The 13,696-nt window shown below is 51.8% G+C and carries 13 protein-coding genes and 1 pseudogene; 1 reads left to right on the forward strand and 13 read right to left on the reverse strand.

Annotated elements, in window-relative coordinates:
- Positions 1 to 77: 77 nt before the first annotated feature.
- The 6 genes from ACJTMZ_RS20080 to ACJTMZ_RS20105 all read right to left on the reverse strand — a co-directional run bounded on the left by ACJTMZ_RS20080 (position 78) and on the right by ACJTMZ_RS20105 (position 5,280).
- Positions 78 to 1,142 carry an alpha/beta fold hydrolase gene (locus tag ACJTMZ_RS20080; protein ID WP_047057916.1) on the reverse strand — a complete coding sequence of 355 codons (1,065 nt, stop codon included), beginning with the start codon at positions 1,140 to 1,142 and terminating at the stop codon, positions 78 to 80.
- A gap of 107 nt (positions 1,143 to 1,249) precedes the next feature.
- Positions 1,250 to 1,834: a flavodoxin gene (locus ACJTMZ_RS20085; RefSeq protein ID WP_047057915.1), complete on the reverse strand. Its 585-nt coding sequence runs from the start codon at positions 1,832 to 1,834 to the stop codon at positions 1,250 to 1,252.
- A gap of 9 nt (positions 1,835 to 1,843) precedes the next feature.
- On the reverse strand, positions 1,844 to 2,605 hold the full coding sequence (locus tag ACJTMZ_RS20090) for a carboxymuconolactone decarboxylase family protein (protein ID WP_047057914.1): 762 nt from the start codon (positions 2,603 to 2,605) through the stop codon (positions 1,844 to 1,846).
- Complete coding sequence (locus ACJTMZ_RS20095; protein ID WP_047057913.1) at positions 2,583 to 3,062, reverse strand: cupin domain-containing protein; 480 nt, start codon at positions 3,060 to 3,062, stop codon at positions 2,583 to 2,585. Before ACJTMZ_RS20095 ends, ACJTMZ_RS20090 begins: the two co-directional genes overlap by 23 nt.
- A gap of 64 nt (positions 3,063 to 3,126) precedes the next feature.
- Positions 3,127 to 4,584, reverse strand: coding sequence for a heavy metal sensor histidine kinase (locus tag ACJTMZ_RS20100; protein ID WP_047057912.1), 1,458 nt, complete (start codon positions 4,582 to 4,584; stop codon positions 3,127 to 3,129).
- Between the two features lie 15 nt (positions 4,585 to 4,599).
- Positions 4,600 to 5,280, reverse strand: coding sequence for a heavy metal response regulator transcription factor (locus ACJTMZ_RS20105; RefSeq protein WP_047057911.1), 681 nt, complete (start codon positions 5,278 to 5,280; stop codon positions 4,600 to 4,602).
- 228 nt (positions 5,281 to 5,508) lie between these two features.
- On the opposite strand from ACJTMZ_RS20105, the gene ACJTMZ_RS20110 reads away from it, so the two are divergent.
- Positions 5,509 to 6,561: an alpha/beta hydrolase gene (locus ACJTMZ_RS20110; protein WP_047057910.1), complete on the forward strand. Its 1,053-nt coding sequence runs from the start codon at positions 5,509 to 5,511 to the stop codon at positions 6,559 to 6,561.
- Positions 6,562 to 6,745: 184 nt separating this feature from the next.
- Here the strand turns inward: ACJTMZ_RS20110 and ACJTMZ_RS20115 are convergent, their stop codons facing one another.
- The 7 genes and pseudogenes from ACJTMZ_RS20115 to ACJTMZ_RS20145 all read right to left on the reverse strand — a co-directional run bounded on the left by ACJTMZ_RS20115 (position 6,746) and on the right by ACJTMZ_RS20145 (position 13,696).
- A complete protein-coding gene (locus tag ACJTMZ_RS20115) occupies positions 6,746 to 7,948 on the reverse strand; it encodes a multidrug effflux MFS transporter (RefSeq protein ID WP_408626972.1) in 1,203 nt (400 codons plus the stop codon).
- 502 nt (positions 7,949 to 8,450) lie between these two features.
- A pseudogene (locus ACJTMZ_RS20120) lies at positions 8,451 to 8,627 on the reverse strand (glyoxalase); the annotation flags it as partial.
- A 26-nt stretch (positions 8,628 to 8,653) separates the two neighbouring features.
- On the reverse strand, positions 8,654 to 8,905 hold the full coding sequence (locus tag ACJTMZ_RS20125) for a zinc ribbon domain-containing protein (protein ID WP_047057908.1): 252 nt from the start codon (positions 8,903 to 8,905) through the stop codon (positions 8,654 to 8,656).
- 127 nt (positions 8,906 to 9,032) lie between these two features.
- Positions 9,033 to 10,661 (reverse strand): methyltransferase domain-containing protein, encoded by a 1,629-nt coding sequence (locus ACJTMZ_RS20130; RefSeq protein ID WP_252011127.1) that lies wholly within the window; start codon positions 10,659 to 10,661, stop codon positions 9,033 to 9,035.
- Between the two features lie 17 nt (positions 10,662 to 10,678).
- Complete coding sequence (locus tag ACJTMZ_RS20135; protein WP_047057906.1) at positions 10,679 to 11,230, reverse strand: GNAT family N-acetyltransferase; 552 nt, start codon at positions 11,228 to 11,230, stop codon at positions 10,679 to 10,681.
- An 11-nt stretch (positions 11,231 to 11,241) separates the two neighbouring features.
- Positions 11,242 to 11,499, reverse strand: a complete 258-nt coding sequence (locus ACJTMZ_RS20140; RefSeq protein WP_047057905.1) for a YjhX family toxin — start codon at positions 11,497 to 11,499, stop codon at positions 11,242 to 11,244.
- Between the two features lie 259 nt (positions 11,500 to 11,758).
- Positions 11,759 to 13,696: a bifunctional diguanylate cyclase/phosphodiesterase gene (locus tag ACJTMZ_RS20145; protein WP_045327882.1), complete on the reverse strand. Its 1,938-nt coding sequence runs from the start codon at positions 13,694 to 13,696 to the stop codon at positions 11,759 to 11,761.

Consider the following 13,696-nt stretch of genomic DNA (forward strand, 5'->3'; position numbering starts at 1 on the left):
ACGTTCCCATTTTATTTTTTTGATAAACTGATGTTTGTATTGAGCCTTCATGAATGAAGGCTCAATACTAGCTTTCCCTATTGCAGATCTTTTTCCTTCAAAAATTGACTAACCAAATCAGCAATCTGCACATTATTTAAATCAGAGAACGGGAAGTGGGTATTCCCTTTGATTCCCACTTCAGGCAAATGCGTCACCGTGACATCCCCGCCATGCTTGTTCACCACGTCACGCCACTCACGAGCCATCGCCAGTCTTACACGCCAACTGTCCTGCGCGGGCATGGCGACAGGTTTATCCGGTATGTTATCGCCGTAAATAATCAGAATCGGGATTTTGGTCAGAGCCATAAACTGCTCCATCGGCACCGGCTCACCCTTCAGCGTGTCGAACGTGCTTGGCATAGGGGCTGGGAGTTCTTTTTCCGGGAAGACAAAGCTGCTGCCAGGCTCAAAGGCGACAATGGCTTTGACCTTGTTGTTTTTCATCGCCGTATACCAGCCTGGTCCGCCACCCTGAGAGTGGGTGAAGAGGATAGCGGGGCCGGATTTATCCACGACAGCGGACATCGCATCAGAGATCACATTGATATCAAACGGCCCGGTATTTGGGGTCATCTGACGGAAATACTGATTCAGTGCTTCTTTGTCGTGAGAAAACTGAACGCCCTTAAAATACTCTGGCCACACGCCAACGCGGAACTGGTTGAACCACATTTGTTCATCTGGTTTAGGCGTAACCGTACCTTCTACCGTCGTGCGCCCGGCGCTGCCCCGACGCGGCTGATCGACAAGATAGGTTGAGAACCCGCGACGCAGGAATATGTTCTGGAAACCTTCACGACCATCCGGGGTACTTTCCCAGGTACGGGAGAACTGACCCGCGCCGTGCAGCATCACGATAGGGTATTTATGCGGATTTTCCGGAATTTGGTAGAACACAGACGCATGATCGCCATGGTAGGTTTGGCCAGAAGAGTCCAGCGGCTTTTTCGCATCAAATGTTCCCGGAGCGGTGTTGATGGTGCCACCAGCAGAAAAGCTTCCTTGTTCCTGAATGACCAGCGGCTCGGCATAGACCGACTGAGCCACCAGGCCACCTGCCATTACGCAGATGGCCAGCGTTTTTAAGATTGTCTTCAAGATTACATCCTCTGTTATGTTTGCCGTTCAATCATATCTGAGTTGTCAGCGTTAATTATTTAGCACCCCTGATTGCCCTTATTTGGCAGACTCATGAATGCGGACGATTAACTGCGTATCGTCTCTAACCAACTGGTGACCGTTTCAGTGGTTCTTCGCTCCTGGTCGCATTCAATGACCAGCGGTTTTTCCCGACGTGCAGTCGGGGCAAGACGGGTAAGGATGTCGTCACTGTCTCCTTTACCGTAGCCACCGTGAGTAATGAAGGGGATGATTAACTTGCCCGCAAGGTTGTGGCTGCTGAGAAATGCTTGCACTACAGGCGGCACGCTGGTCCCCCAGATCGGAAAGCCTAAATAAACGGTCTCGTAGCGTGAGATATCTGCAATGTTATTTTTTAATGCCGGTTTTACGCCTCGCTCACGCTCATTTTTCGCCTGTTCAACGGTCTGAAAATAGTCTTCTGGGTAAGGCGTAGCCGGTTCGATTTCAAACAGATCGGTATTCAGGCTGCGGTGAATGACGCCCGCAATGACTCGTGTATTTCCGCTGCGGGAAAAGTACGCCACCAGAACACGGCTTTTACCCTGTACGTTTGTGGTTCCGGTCGCAGCTGATGCCAAAGAAACGTTCGCCAGCGTGAGCCCGGCAAGTGCGGTGATTAACATTCTGCGGTTGGGATCATGCTCCATAACCCACTCCTACTTGTTTGCGAGCGCCTGTTGCAGCGCCTTTTCAGCTCGCGTTGCTGCATCACTTTCGCCATGTTCACGCAGAACCTGTGCCAGCTGGCGCAGCTGCGCTGCTGTCAGGCCGACCCGCATGCTTGCTCGCGTATGCGACAGCAGTTGTGATTCGACGCCCGGCGTGGCCGCTAATGCGCCAACCGTTGCCAGCTCGCGGCTTTGCCAGTCGAGGTTATCGCGGGCGAAAATGTCGCCGAAAAGATGCGTTTGCAGGAACTGGTTAATCACCGGGGCAAAATCAAACAGCGGGCCCTGGACGGGAGCGCCTGAGATTTTTGTCTGGTTTGCGGTACCGACACGGCGAAGCTCATCCCCGACAGGGATCGGGGCAACCGGTTCTTTACCCTCAACGTCTTTGATACCACGTTGTTTACGTGCTTCGACGACCTTCATCAGTTCACTAAGCGCATTCAGGCTACGGGGAAAGCCTGTGTAGGCATAAAGCTGGACGAGAATCTCTTTGGTTTCGTTTATCGTGAGTCCTGCGTCAAGACCCTGATTCAGGGCGGCATTCAGCTTGTCCATCTGACTTCTGGCCATTGATGCCGCAATCAACGGGATGGCCTGTTGACTGGCTGACAGCGTATCTGAAACCTTTTGTTCGTGGTTCATTTCTGAAGCTCCTTTACTGACGGGCGCAGCATGTGCCGCGAGACCAAAACCAAAGGTCAGCAGTACCGCTGCCGCTAATGCTTTAATGGGCGTGGTATTGTTCATCTGTCACTTTCTCCATCCAGTTAACGCTTTTGCCATCCACAATCCCGGTTATCGCCAGATGCGTCATCGCGCTGCCGGGTGCCGCCCCGTGCCAGTGTTTGACGCCCGCCGGGCAAGAGACAACGTCACCGGCGCGGATAACCTGCACCGGCTGGCCTTCTTGTTGGGTGAGCCCAACACCCGAGGTCACAATCAGCCGCTGACCTGCCGGATGCGTATGCCAGGCGGAACGAGCTCCGGGTTCAAACGTGACATAAGCCCCGGAAACACTGATGTCGTTATCCGGTTTGAAGAGAGGATCAACCCTGACGCGACCGGTAAAGTTCTCGGCTGGCCCGTACACCGCGTTCTGACTTCCTGCGGGGGCGATATGGACAGCAGGATTTTGCTCCGCTGCCCAGGATGAAAATGTGAAGAGGGGCAGTAACAGCCCGAGGTAACGTAAATGTCCGATCATGCAAAGCGTCCTTATCAATGAAGAGGGGATTGCCTGCGATGATTTTATCGAGAGGGTGATGACGTCAGGCTGACGCCCCCCTGACAATTCTGTCAGTTAACCCGGGTCCCGGCTCAGTGCCGGAGTGAGCATTGCTCGCCGCTTTATTCGCTTGCATCGCAAAGGTGAGGCCAAATGTATTGATGCCCGCTTCACTACGGGCAAAGACATCTCCCCGGTGCATAATGGCGACGGCACGCACAATCGACAGGCCCAGTCCATGCTGGGTATCACTCCTGGCTCGGGAGGTGTCAACGCGATAGAACCGCTCGAAAAGCCGGTGTAGGTGTTCTGGTGCTATTGGATCGCCCGGGTTTGAAACTTCAACACAGGCCTGATGACCGGTTTCGCTTAACCGCACCGTAACCTTGCTGTTGGAGGGGGAGTGTCTTGCGCTATTTTCCAGTAAATTAGCCAGTGAGCGGTGGAACAGTCGTCGGTCGATATGCGCGGTGACGTCGCCCTGAACATCCATAGAGAGCTGTTTTTCAGCAAAAGAGGGTTCCACATACTCCGCTGTTTTCAGGGTTTCTTCCCGCAGGGACACCTGGGTAAGCTGGGACGCATGCTCACCCGCATGAGCATGAGACAGGAACAGCATGTCGTTAACTATCGACGTCATGCGTTCAAGTTCTTCCAGATTAGAACCCAATAACTCTTCCAGTTCATCCTGCGAGCGTCGACGTGATAGCCCTAACTGCGTCTGGCCAATCAGGTTAGTCAGCGGAGTCCGGAGCTCATGCGCAACATCGGCATTAAAGCTTTCGAGCTGCCTCCAGGCGACCTCTTGCCGTTCCAGCACGCCATTAAAAGATGATGCTAATTGCTGTAATTCGTCAGGTAATGCTTCGGTATTCAGGCGCTGACCATGGTCCCCGGGAGCGAGTTGCCTCGCCTGTTTACTGAGCGCCCCAACGGGACGAAGACCGATCCTTGAAACGACGTATCCCAGTAAGGCGACAATCACGACGCCCAGTGCGGTAATGATCAGTAATGTACGCGTGAACGCATCGAGTGTGCCCATGTACGGCGTGGAGTCGATGGCAACCACATAGCGAAGCTCAGGCCTTTCACCGTTGGCGGGGATCGTTTTCACTAACAGAAACAGCGAGCAGGCACCTTCTGATGCGCCGGGCACTTTATTAAAGCCTTCCTGCAAAGAAGACCACTGAACACCCACCGGTGGTGTTCCCCCCATGCTAAAGCGTGGGTTATCGCTTACTATCCAGTAGCGAACGCGCTCGCCTTCAGAATTGGTTAATACGGTGAATTTATTGGCCAGCGTCGACCAGCCGTCAGCCGAGGTTCGTGCGGTGATCCACGGACTCATTAATGATTCCCGGAACAGCAGTTCGTTGTGCATCTGCTTTTGCAAAGAATCATGCAAGGAGCTTCTGAGCAGGATACCGATAACGGACACAATCAGCAGCGCGGATAAGGCAAACATCAGCGCCAGGTGAACGGAGATGGAACGCTCAGGCATGCTTATCCCCTTCATTTATTTGGACCGGACTTCAAGAACGTACCCCATGCCACGAACGGTATGTAACAGCTTGATATCGAACGGCGCATCCACTTTGGCCCGAAGTCGTTTAATGGCCACTTCAACCACGTTGGCATCGCTGTCGAAATTCATGTCCCATATCTGCTCCGCAATCATCATCTTTGACAGAATCTCCCCCTGATGCCGGGCCAAAAGGCTCAGCAGGGAAAACTCTTTCGCGGTCAGTTCCAGCCGTGTTCCACCACGAAATACGCGGCGAGCCAGCAGGTCGAGATGCAGTTCGTGAATTTGCAGTTGAGTGATGTCTGCGCCATCCGTAGCGCGGCGACGTACCAGTGCCTGAATACGCGCCACCAGCTCAATCAGCGAGAAGGGCTTGGGGAGATAATCATCCGCGCCAAGGCGAAGCCCTTTAACGCGTTCATCGACAGAGCCGCGAGCCGAAAGCATCAGCACCGGCGTCTGTTTGGCTGCTCGCACACCCTCAAGTACCCGGTAACCATCCATCCCCGGCAGCATCACATCCAGTATTATCGCGTCGTAGTCGAACTCCAGCGCGTAATGAAGACCTTCAGCTCCGTCTGCAGAGACATCTACCGTAAATCCGGACTCACTCAACGCACGGTTGAGATAGGTTGACGTTTTTTCTTCATCTTCGACTAACAACAGGTGCATAACGGGATTTCCTTTTCACTATTCGGGCTCATTCTGCCTCTTGGTTGCCAACATCAAGCTGACGGTTAGCTGACAGCGCTGTCAGAAATGTTTTCCCATCCCGGTCAGTTTCCTGACAAAAATGTTATTTCCCGGTCACGATGCTGACAGCCCTCTTTGCCTACTCTGAGCCTGCCAATTTGATTCCGCGAGCCTGACTAACCAGGCCAACACTCATCGGGAGAGACCATGAAATTCACGCTTATCAGTGCAATGCTACTCACGGCAATGGCCGGAGTGACCTCAGTCAATGCGGCTGATTATAAAAAAAATCCATTCACACTGGCCTATGACGGTGCCATCACCGAGAACGTCAAAGGCAAGGTCAACATTAACCCCGTGAAATACGATCTGCATGGCATCCAGATTGCGGCGAATGTCTACACCCCTGCTGACTACGATCCCGCCAAAAAATACCCTGCCGTGGTGGTCGCCCATCCTAATGGCGGCGTAAAAGAGCAGGTTGCCGGGTTGTATGCCCAGCGCCTCGCCGAACAGGGCTACATCACCATTACCGCCGACGCGGCGTATCAGGGCGCCAGCGGTGGGATGCCGCGCAGCGTGGATAAACCCGCTAATCGCATTGAGGATATCCACGGCATGGCTGACTACATCAGCCAGTATCCTGGTGTCGATACCACCCGCCTCGGCCTGCTGGGTATATGCGGAGGCGGCGGGTATTCACTGGTTGCGGCCGAAACTGACAAGCGGTTCAAATCGATTGCCACCATCAGCATGTTTAACTCAGGTCTTGTGCGCCGTAACGGGATGCAGGATTCACAGCTGGATACTCTCCAGCAGCGTCTTCAGCAGGCTTCTGACGCACGTGCTCAGGAAGCCGCCGGTGGTGAAGTGCTTTACTCCGGCGATGCCAACCTGACCGATGAACAGATTGCTAAATTACCTTTTGCCTTGTACCGCCAGGGCTACGAGTACTACTGGAAAACCCACGCCCACCCGAACTCGACGTTTAAATACACCACCAGCAGTCTGCTGGATTTGATGAGCTTTGACGTCACGGACCATATCAATCTCATCAATAAACCGCTGCTGATGATTGCCGGTACAAAAGCCGATACGCTCTATATGACTGAAGATGCGTTCGCGAAAGCCACCGGGACGAAGGACAAAGAACTCTTCCTGATCGATGGCGCGACCCATATCGAGACATATTGGGTGCCAAAATACGTTGACGAGGCTTTGCAAAAGTTAGACGTCTTCTTCAATAAGAATATTTATTGAGTCTCCGGTGACGCCCCAGCCGCGCAGGCTGGGGTATGCCCATCAGCTGTAGCTACGAGCCGCTGCATTTCACATGACGCATTCATGCGGCAGTTACAGATTAACGAAGTTGCGGTTAAAGATAATTACGCTGCTTAAGTAGGCATTATGAGTTTGATTCATAAATGCTGTGGATAGGTGGTGGTCATTTTTTTAGCTGAACGGTCAGTGCCATCAGGGCGCTGGCAGCTGTAAACAACGCAATTATCCAGCACATCGTCCATGGCGTGCCGTCACTGAACAGAGCGAGAAGCAGTGAAGAGATGATGCCGCTGCCGTATTGCAACGCGCCCATTAGCGCCGAGGCAGAGCCTGCCACATTAGGCACTGCGTCCAGAGCGCAAGCCGTGGACGTCGCCGCGATGATGCCATTCATAGAGAAGAACACGAACACCGCGCCGACAATCACGGTCATTCCGCCTATGCCCAGGCCTGTTGTGACCGCCAGCACGATTGCCGCAATAGCGGCGATAAGTACGGCATTCCTGAGCAACGTTTCCAGTGGATAACGGTGAACCAGACGCCTGTTGATCATGCTCACCGCCATCAGTCCCACAATATTGACTGCAAACAGCCAACCGTAATGCTGCGGATCAACGCCGAAGTAGGTGATGTACACAAACGGAGAACCGGTGATAAAGGCATAGGCTGCTACGTAATAGAACGTCAGGCATAGCGTAAACCGCATGTATTTGGCATTGGTCAGTAATGCGTAGTAGTTGTGAAAGGCTTTGGCTACGGAGGCTGGCGAGCATTTTTCAGCAGATAATGTCTCCGGCAACCAGAATAACGACATCAGCATGACTGTTCCGATAATAGCCAGCAGCCAGAAAATGGCATGCCACGAGGTGACTTTAATCATCTGCCCGCCGATCAGGGGCCCGGCAATCGGCGCGATGGCCATGATGATCATCAGTGTTGACAGCATTTGCGCGGCACGCGTGCGGCTAAACAGGTCACGGATCATTGCTCGAGCCAGCATCGGCCCGGTACAGGCACCTAACGCCTGAAAAACTCGCCAGAAGACAATTTGTACAATATCTGTTGATAACGCGCAACCCACCGAGCCGATGATAAATAGACCTAAACCGATAAACAGCGGTAGACGGCGTCCATAACGATCGCTAATCGGTCCCCATATCAGTTGTGCGATGCAAAAGCCGATAAGGAAGCCTGTGATTGTCAGCTCTGCGTCACCCTGTAAATCTTTGGCCATCATGGGCATAGCTGGAAGATAGATGTCGGTTGATAAAGAGGTAACAGCCATCAGAGCGCTGAGAATGAGTAGAAACGATAGGCCGGTTTTTTTAGCTTTAACCGTCTGTGTATGTGCCTGTTGATTAAGCATGGTGATCCGTTGGACATGAATTGATAGGGGTATGTTAACGGGTTTGTGCTCGCTGATAATTACAGGCAGAAGGATTGGGACTATGAGTGATATTCATTAATCGAAAAAATCATTGCAGGTTTTGTGGGGCCAGCGATAAGCAGTTTTCTCATGGTGTTATCTCTTCCTGCATGTTGCTAAAGTCGCCAGTACAACATGTCAGGCAATAGCGTTCAGATGACCGCTATCGTCGAAAGCAATAAATGATTTTGCGAACATAGTATTGTGCCTTACTGCCAGACAACACGCAGACGTAAGCCGTCCCTGAAGGGCAGGCAGACGCCATGCTGTTGTTCAGATTAAAAGGATTGAGAAGGGTATCGCGGTGCGGTTGCCACACTATGGCGTTCTGGCGTAAAAATAGTCAGAAATCTCGGTATTTATCAACTCATCCTATGCTCATCTGAAATCTACGGGATAAGTTTAGTTTCAGATGGGGCGCTAAGGCCCCTGTTTAGTGTTCTCAGGTTTGTGCGGTGTAATAGACGAATGTCAGCTTGTTGCCATCGGGGTCTATGATGTAAGCGTTGTGAAAAACTTCGCCGTAATGCGGGCGCAGGCCTGGTGCTCCCTCGTCGGTGCCACCGTGATTTAAAGCTAGCGCGTGAAGCTGCTGGGTGTGTTCGGCAGAACGAGCAATCCGGCCGATCAGCACACCATTTCAAATTACTCGTCCGCTTTATGAGCCCAGGCGGGCATTGCCGTCAGATAACGTTTTGCCCGTTTTTTTGCTTCTTCCGGGCCGACTTTTTGCCAGGAATCAAGGAAGCTGGCTAAGCCTGATACCGCTTCTTCCCAAGGTTTAAGATTGCCGTTGCTGTCGCTGCAGTACGCACAATATTGATCGCTGGCACTGTGCGCATCGGGTGCCGACATCGGCATTCCGCAAGCCTGGCAGAAATGGTCATGTTGTGACATATGATGCTCCTTATGGTGATATCCTGATTAATAAACATACTGAATATGTATTGTGCAGGTGATGCATCAGATCAAAGCAAAGGCGAAGCCCCCGGTATATCCATTCAGAAATACCGGGAACCTGTTGTTACCTGGCGATGAGAGCGAACACGCCCCAGCCAAAGTATTCCCGCGCGTAAGTCACGTGGCGTTTCGGCGAAAATGTTAGCTCGGCCCTGACTTCCGCCGCGAAGTCGTCGTCAGGATTAGCTTCCAGCCAGCGGCGCATGGTCAGCCATTTCGCGGCTTCATATCGATCCCAGCCTTCCTGGTCTGCCAGTACCATTTCCACCACGTCATAGCCGAGTTCATCGAACGCGCTGACAAGCCCCGGCAGCGTCAGGAAATCGCTTGTCGAGCTGACGCCGCAGGCCTGGGCTATCTCTTCCGTCGCCGGTAGCTGCCGCCAGTAGGGTTCACCGATAAGTATCATCCCGCCCGGTTTCAGGCTTTGCGCCAGCAGCTCGACCGTACCGGCAAACCCACCGGCAATCCATGTCGCGCCGACGCAGGCAGCCACATCGCATTTTTCTTCTGCCACATACCCGGCGGCGTCGCTATGAATGAAATGAACCCGGTGGCTCACGCCGAGTTCTTCCGCGCGCTGGCTGGCCTGCTCGCTGAACAACTGACTCATATCGATACCGACACCGGTAATGGCGTGATCCCGGGCCCAGGTACAGAGCATTTCCCCGGAACCGCTGCCGAGGTCAAGAATGCGGGTTTCCGGCTTCATGCGCAGCACGCGACCCAGCATGGCGTACTTTTCTTCGGTGAACGGATTATGAATGCGGTGCTCACTTTCACTAATAGTAAAAATACGTGGGATATCCAATGGTTGAATTCCTTTTATTGGTTGTGCAGTAAGAGAATCGGTAACATTTTTTTCTGCCAGCAGCGCGTACAGCTTGCCTGCAAAGGTTTCGCTGATCGGCCATTGCACCTCATCCGGGCGGGTAATGGCGCTCAAACCGGCCGTGCGCAACAGTTCGAGATAAGCTTCATCGCGCCACGCGGTCATTTGGCTGCCGAAACGCGTCACCTTGCCGCTCTCTTCGATAGCCATAAACAGCGTTGAGCTGGTTTGCGCAGCCGGATCCCAGGCGTGCTCCGTCAGCAGCAGGTGCGGAACGCCCAGGAACAGCCCCTGTGGGCAACGCTGCCAGCCGGGCTCAGCCATTCCCTGACGTTTAACTTCATCATAAGTATGTACCTCGATGAGCAGCTTTCCCCACGGAACCAGCCACTGCGTGCAGCGGTTAATCAGCGAGCGAGCGTCTGCCGCGCTAAACACGTTCAGTTCACCAAAGGTCATCATGATGAAATCGAACTGTCTGTCCGGCTCGTAGCCGCGTACGTCATGCTGATGATAGGTAATATCAAGCCCGTCTGCCTGCGCCTGCTGGCGAGCCCAGGCGATTGAAGCCGGAGAAAAATCTACGCCCGTACAGCGGAAGCCGCGCTTCGCCAATTGGCGCGTGTACAGGCCCGGCCCGCAACCAAGATCCAGAATGCAGGCGCCGGAGGGCAGTTGCCCGGCAATCCACTCAACCTGTTGTTCGATAATCGCCAGCTTGCGACTGGCCCAGTCGTGCTCCTGCGACAGATGGTTTTCCAGCATACGCTGGCTAAAAGCCGGTTCATCCCAGGGGATTTTGCGCTCCCCGGATGACAACGCGATGTGTCCGGGACCCGTAATAATCGTGCCAATAGTCATCATCATTTCCTTATTGATTACTCTCGCCAGTGCTCTGGTTTCATTAACGCCCGGGCGCACTGTATCTGGCCCGCTCGAGCCAGCGGTTGGGGCGAAAGAAACTGCAGCATCCAGCAGGCTTTATGCTCCTCGGCAATGGGATAAGGTGCTGGATAGCCTTTATCTCCGGCGCACGGTTCAAACCCATGTCTCGGGTAGTAAGCGGCATGCCCCAGAACAAATACCGCCTGACTTCCCAGTGCTCTCAGATGCTCAATTCCGTTTTGGATAAGCAATCCGCCTACGCCCATACCCTGGTATTCTGGTATAACCGCCTGGGGAGCGAGAATATGCATCAGAGGGGCATCAGATGCGCCCTTGAATGTGGCCCGGGTAAATAAGATATGCCCGACGGCTTTGCCTTCATGTCGGGCCAGCAGAGATAACACAGGGCGCGCGCTTTCATCTTCAAGTAAAGAGTCCACTAAATCGGCTTCTTTGCTGAAGCCAAAAGCGCGGGTTTCGACTTCCCGGATATCACTGGCATCACTTTCGTCTGTGATATAAAAAGTGAAGTGGTGTGCTGTCATTGAAACTCTCCTTAGCGATTATCAAGCTGAGCGCGAACGTTATTCAGCCCGGTGGTGTTGATCCGATAGGGCTGGCCGTTGACGGATTTGATCAGTTTTTTGGTTTTGAGTTTTTTGAAGGTGGCGAGGGTGCAGTCGGTGAGCAACAGCCCTTCGCGGGTGTAGCATTCAACGGCGGTGATGCGGCCTGATGCATCGCGGACGTGCGCGATTCGACCACCTTTGGCGAGAACGTGTAAGGTACGTTGTTCCTGACGGGATAAATTCATACTGGAAAACCTGTTTAATCATCATGTGCAAAACGTGCAAACACACAGCGGTGTCCGCATACGATTTCGGCGCATTGATAATCAGTCCGGCCTGGAAAGGTCGGGAAGCTGATTATCGGATGATTACATTCTCCAGCATCAAAGCCTCGGTTTGAGTTGATAGGTATTTACGGGGTGAATGATAACACCTGGTTATTGTCAGTGAATACCCAGGGGCGAAAAATGTGATCCCGGTTGGTATCGGGCTGAGGAGAGGGGATCATTCCTGGCCGCTCTTAATTTTGCTGTCGACCTGAGGCTGTGGTTTGCTGAAAAGATATCCCTGCACAAGCTCGCAACCCAGAGCCTGAAGCCGCTCAAGCTGCTCTTCGGTCTCAACGCCCTCAGCTATGACGCCCATATTAAGGCTTTTAGCCATACCGGTAATCAGCTTCACAATATTAAGCGCATCTTCCTGCGTAGATATCGGATTGACAAAAGATTTATCGATCTTGATTTTATCAAAATTCAGTTCGCTGAGTCTGGAGAGCGACGAATAACCCGTGCCAAAATCATCAATAGAAATTCTTACGCCCAGTGCGCGGAGTTTTTTGAGGATCGTAATGGGGTTATTTCTGTCACTGAAGAGGGATGACTCTGTGACCTCTAACTCAAGACGATTAGCCGGTAGCCCGGTCTCAGCCAGAACGGACTGCACCGTATTAATAAATGATTTGCTGCCCAATTGAACAGGCGAGACGTTGACGGAGATCCTGGCCGGAACAGCCCAGGAGACCGCTTCCCTACAGGCCAGCTTAAGTACAGTTTTACCTATCTCGTTGATCATGCCTGTTTTTTCAGCGGCGAAAATAAAGCTATCCGGGGAGAGCATCCCCTTGACGGGGTGCATCCAGCGAATAAGCGCTTCATAGCCGTAAATTTCCTTGCTGACGGAATTCACAATAGGCTGGTAATAAACAATAAACTCATCATTCTCTATTGCTCTTGCCATATCATTTTCAAGGGTTCTGCTCTCCTGCAACTTCTGTAGCATTCGCTGGCGGAAGACTTTGATTTGCTGAGAACCTTCTTTCTTGGCTTCATAGAGCGCCAGATCGGCAAATTTATAAAGGTAATCTGAACGTCGTTCGTTATCCGATAAAACAATACCCACACAGGTGGCTATTTTGATGAGTTGATTATTAATTGTATAGGGCTTGCTGATGCTATCACTGATTTCTCGCGCGCGTGAAACGGCTGCGGCTTCGGTTAAGCCACTGGAGAGAAACGCAAATTCGTCGCCGCCCAAACGATAAAATGTCTCTGAAAAGCGGCTCAAAGCGTTAAGGCGCGTGGATACCTCACGTAACAGTAAATCGCCAGCATCATGACCGTAGGTATCATTCACCTCTTTGAACCGGTCTAAATCGAATAACATCACCGTGACCGAAATATGTTTTTCCTCAGCCTGTAGATTAAGTTTATTGAGATCATCCCAGAAGAAAAGACGGTTTTTCATGCCGGTAAGGGAGTCATGATAAACATCGTATTCCAGTTTTGTATTCTGGATTTGCAGGGTTTCTTTGGACAGCTGAAGTTCTTCAGCCAGCGTTTTAACCTGTGTATGTGCTTTGAGAATGTTTTTATTTTGATAGATAATCAAAAAGCCCAGTATGAAGCTTAAAATAACCAGTAACAGCGAAAGTGCTGAATAAATATAATATAGAACCTGTATTTTTAGGTTAGTTTCATTGATTGTATTAACATCTTTTGTTAAAGCCGTTGATGAAAGCTGGCTTAGCGGGGCATCCAGTGAATGCATATTTTTCAGATAGAGCTTTAACTCTGAACGGCTCATTTTCTCAAGATGAGCATCCAGATAGTTCAGTATGTTTTCCAGGCGTAAGGCGAGCGTCTGATGCGCTTTGTCGCTGTTTATATAACGACCCAGGCCGCCCTCTTTCAATAAATCATTCTGGCTCAGCATGATTTCCAGGCGCATGCGAACCTGGTCTACCGTAACGTCATCAGTCTCGGTTGCGTACAGTCCAATCCATGATTCAAATCGGTAATATTCAGATACCAGTTGGGCTACAGACCAGGACTCAGTGTAGTGAGTCAGTTTTTGCAACTCCTGCTGACGGTCGTAGACAAGAAAGGCTATATATCCCGTAGTGATAAAAAGAGAAAAAATGATACCAACCAGTATCCTGTTCAT

Origin of the sequence: Enterobacter sp. DN, assembly GCF_046054285.1 — a bacterium.
GTDB lineage: Bacteria > Pseudomonadota > Gammaproteobacteria > Enterobacterales > Enterobacteriaceae > Enterobacter > Enterobacter hormaechei_C.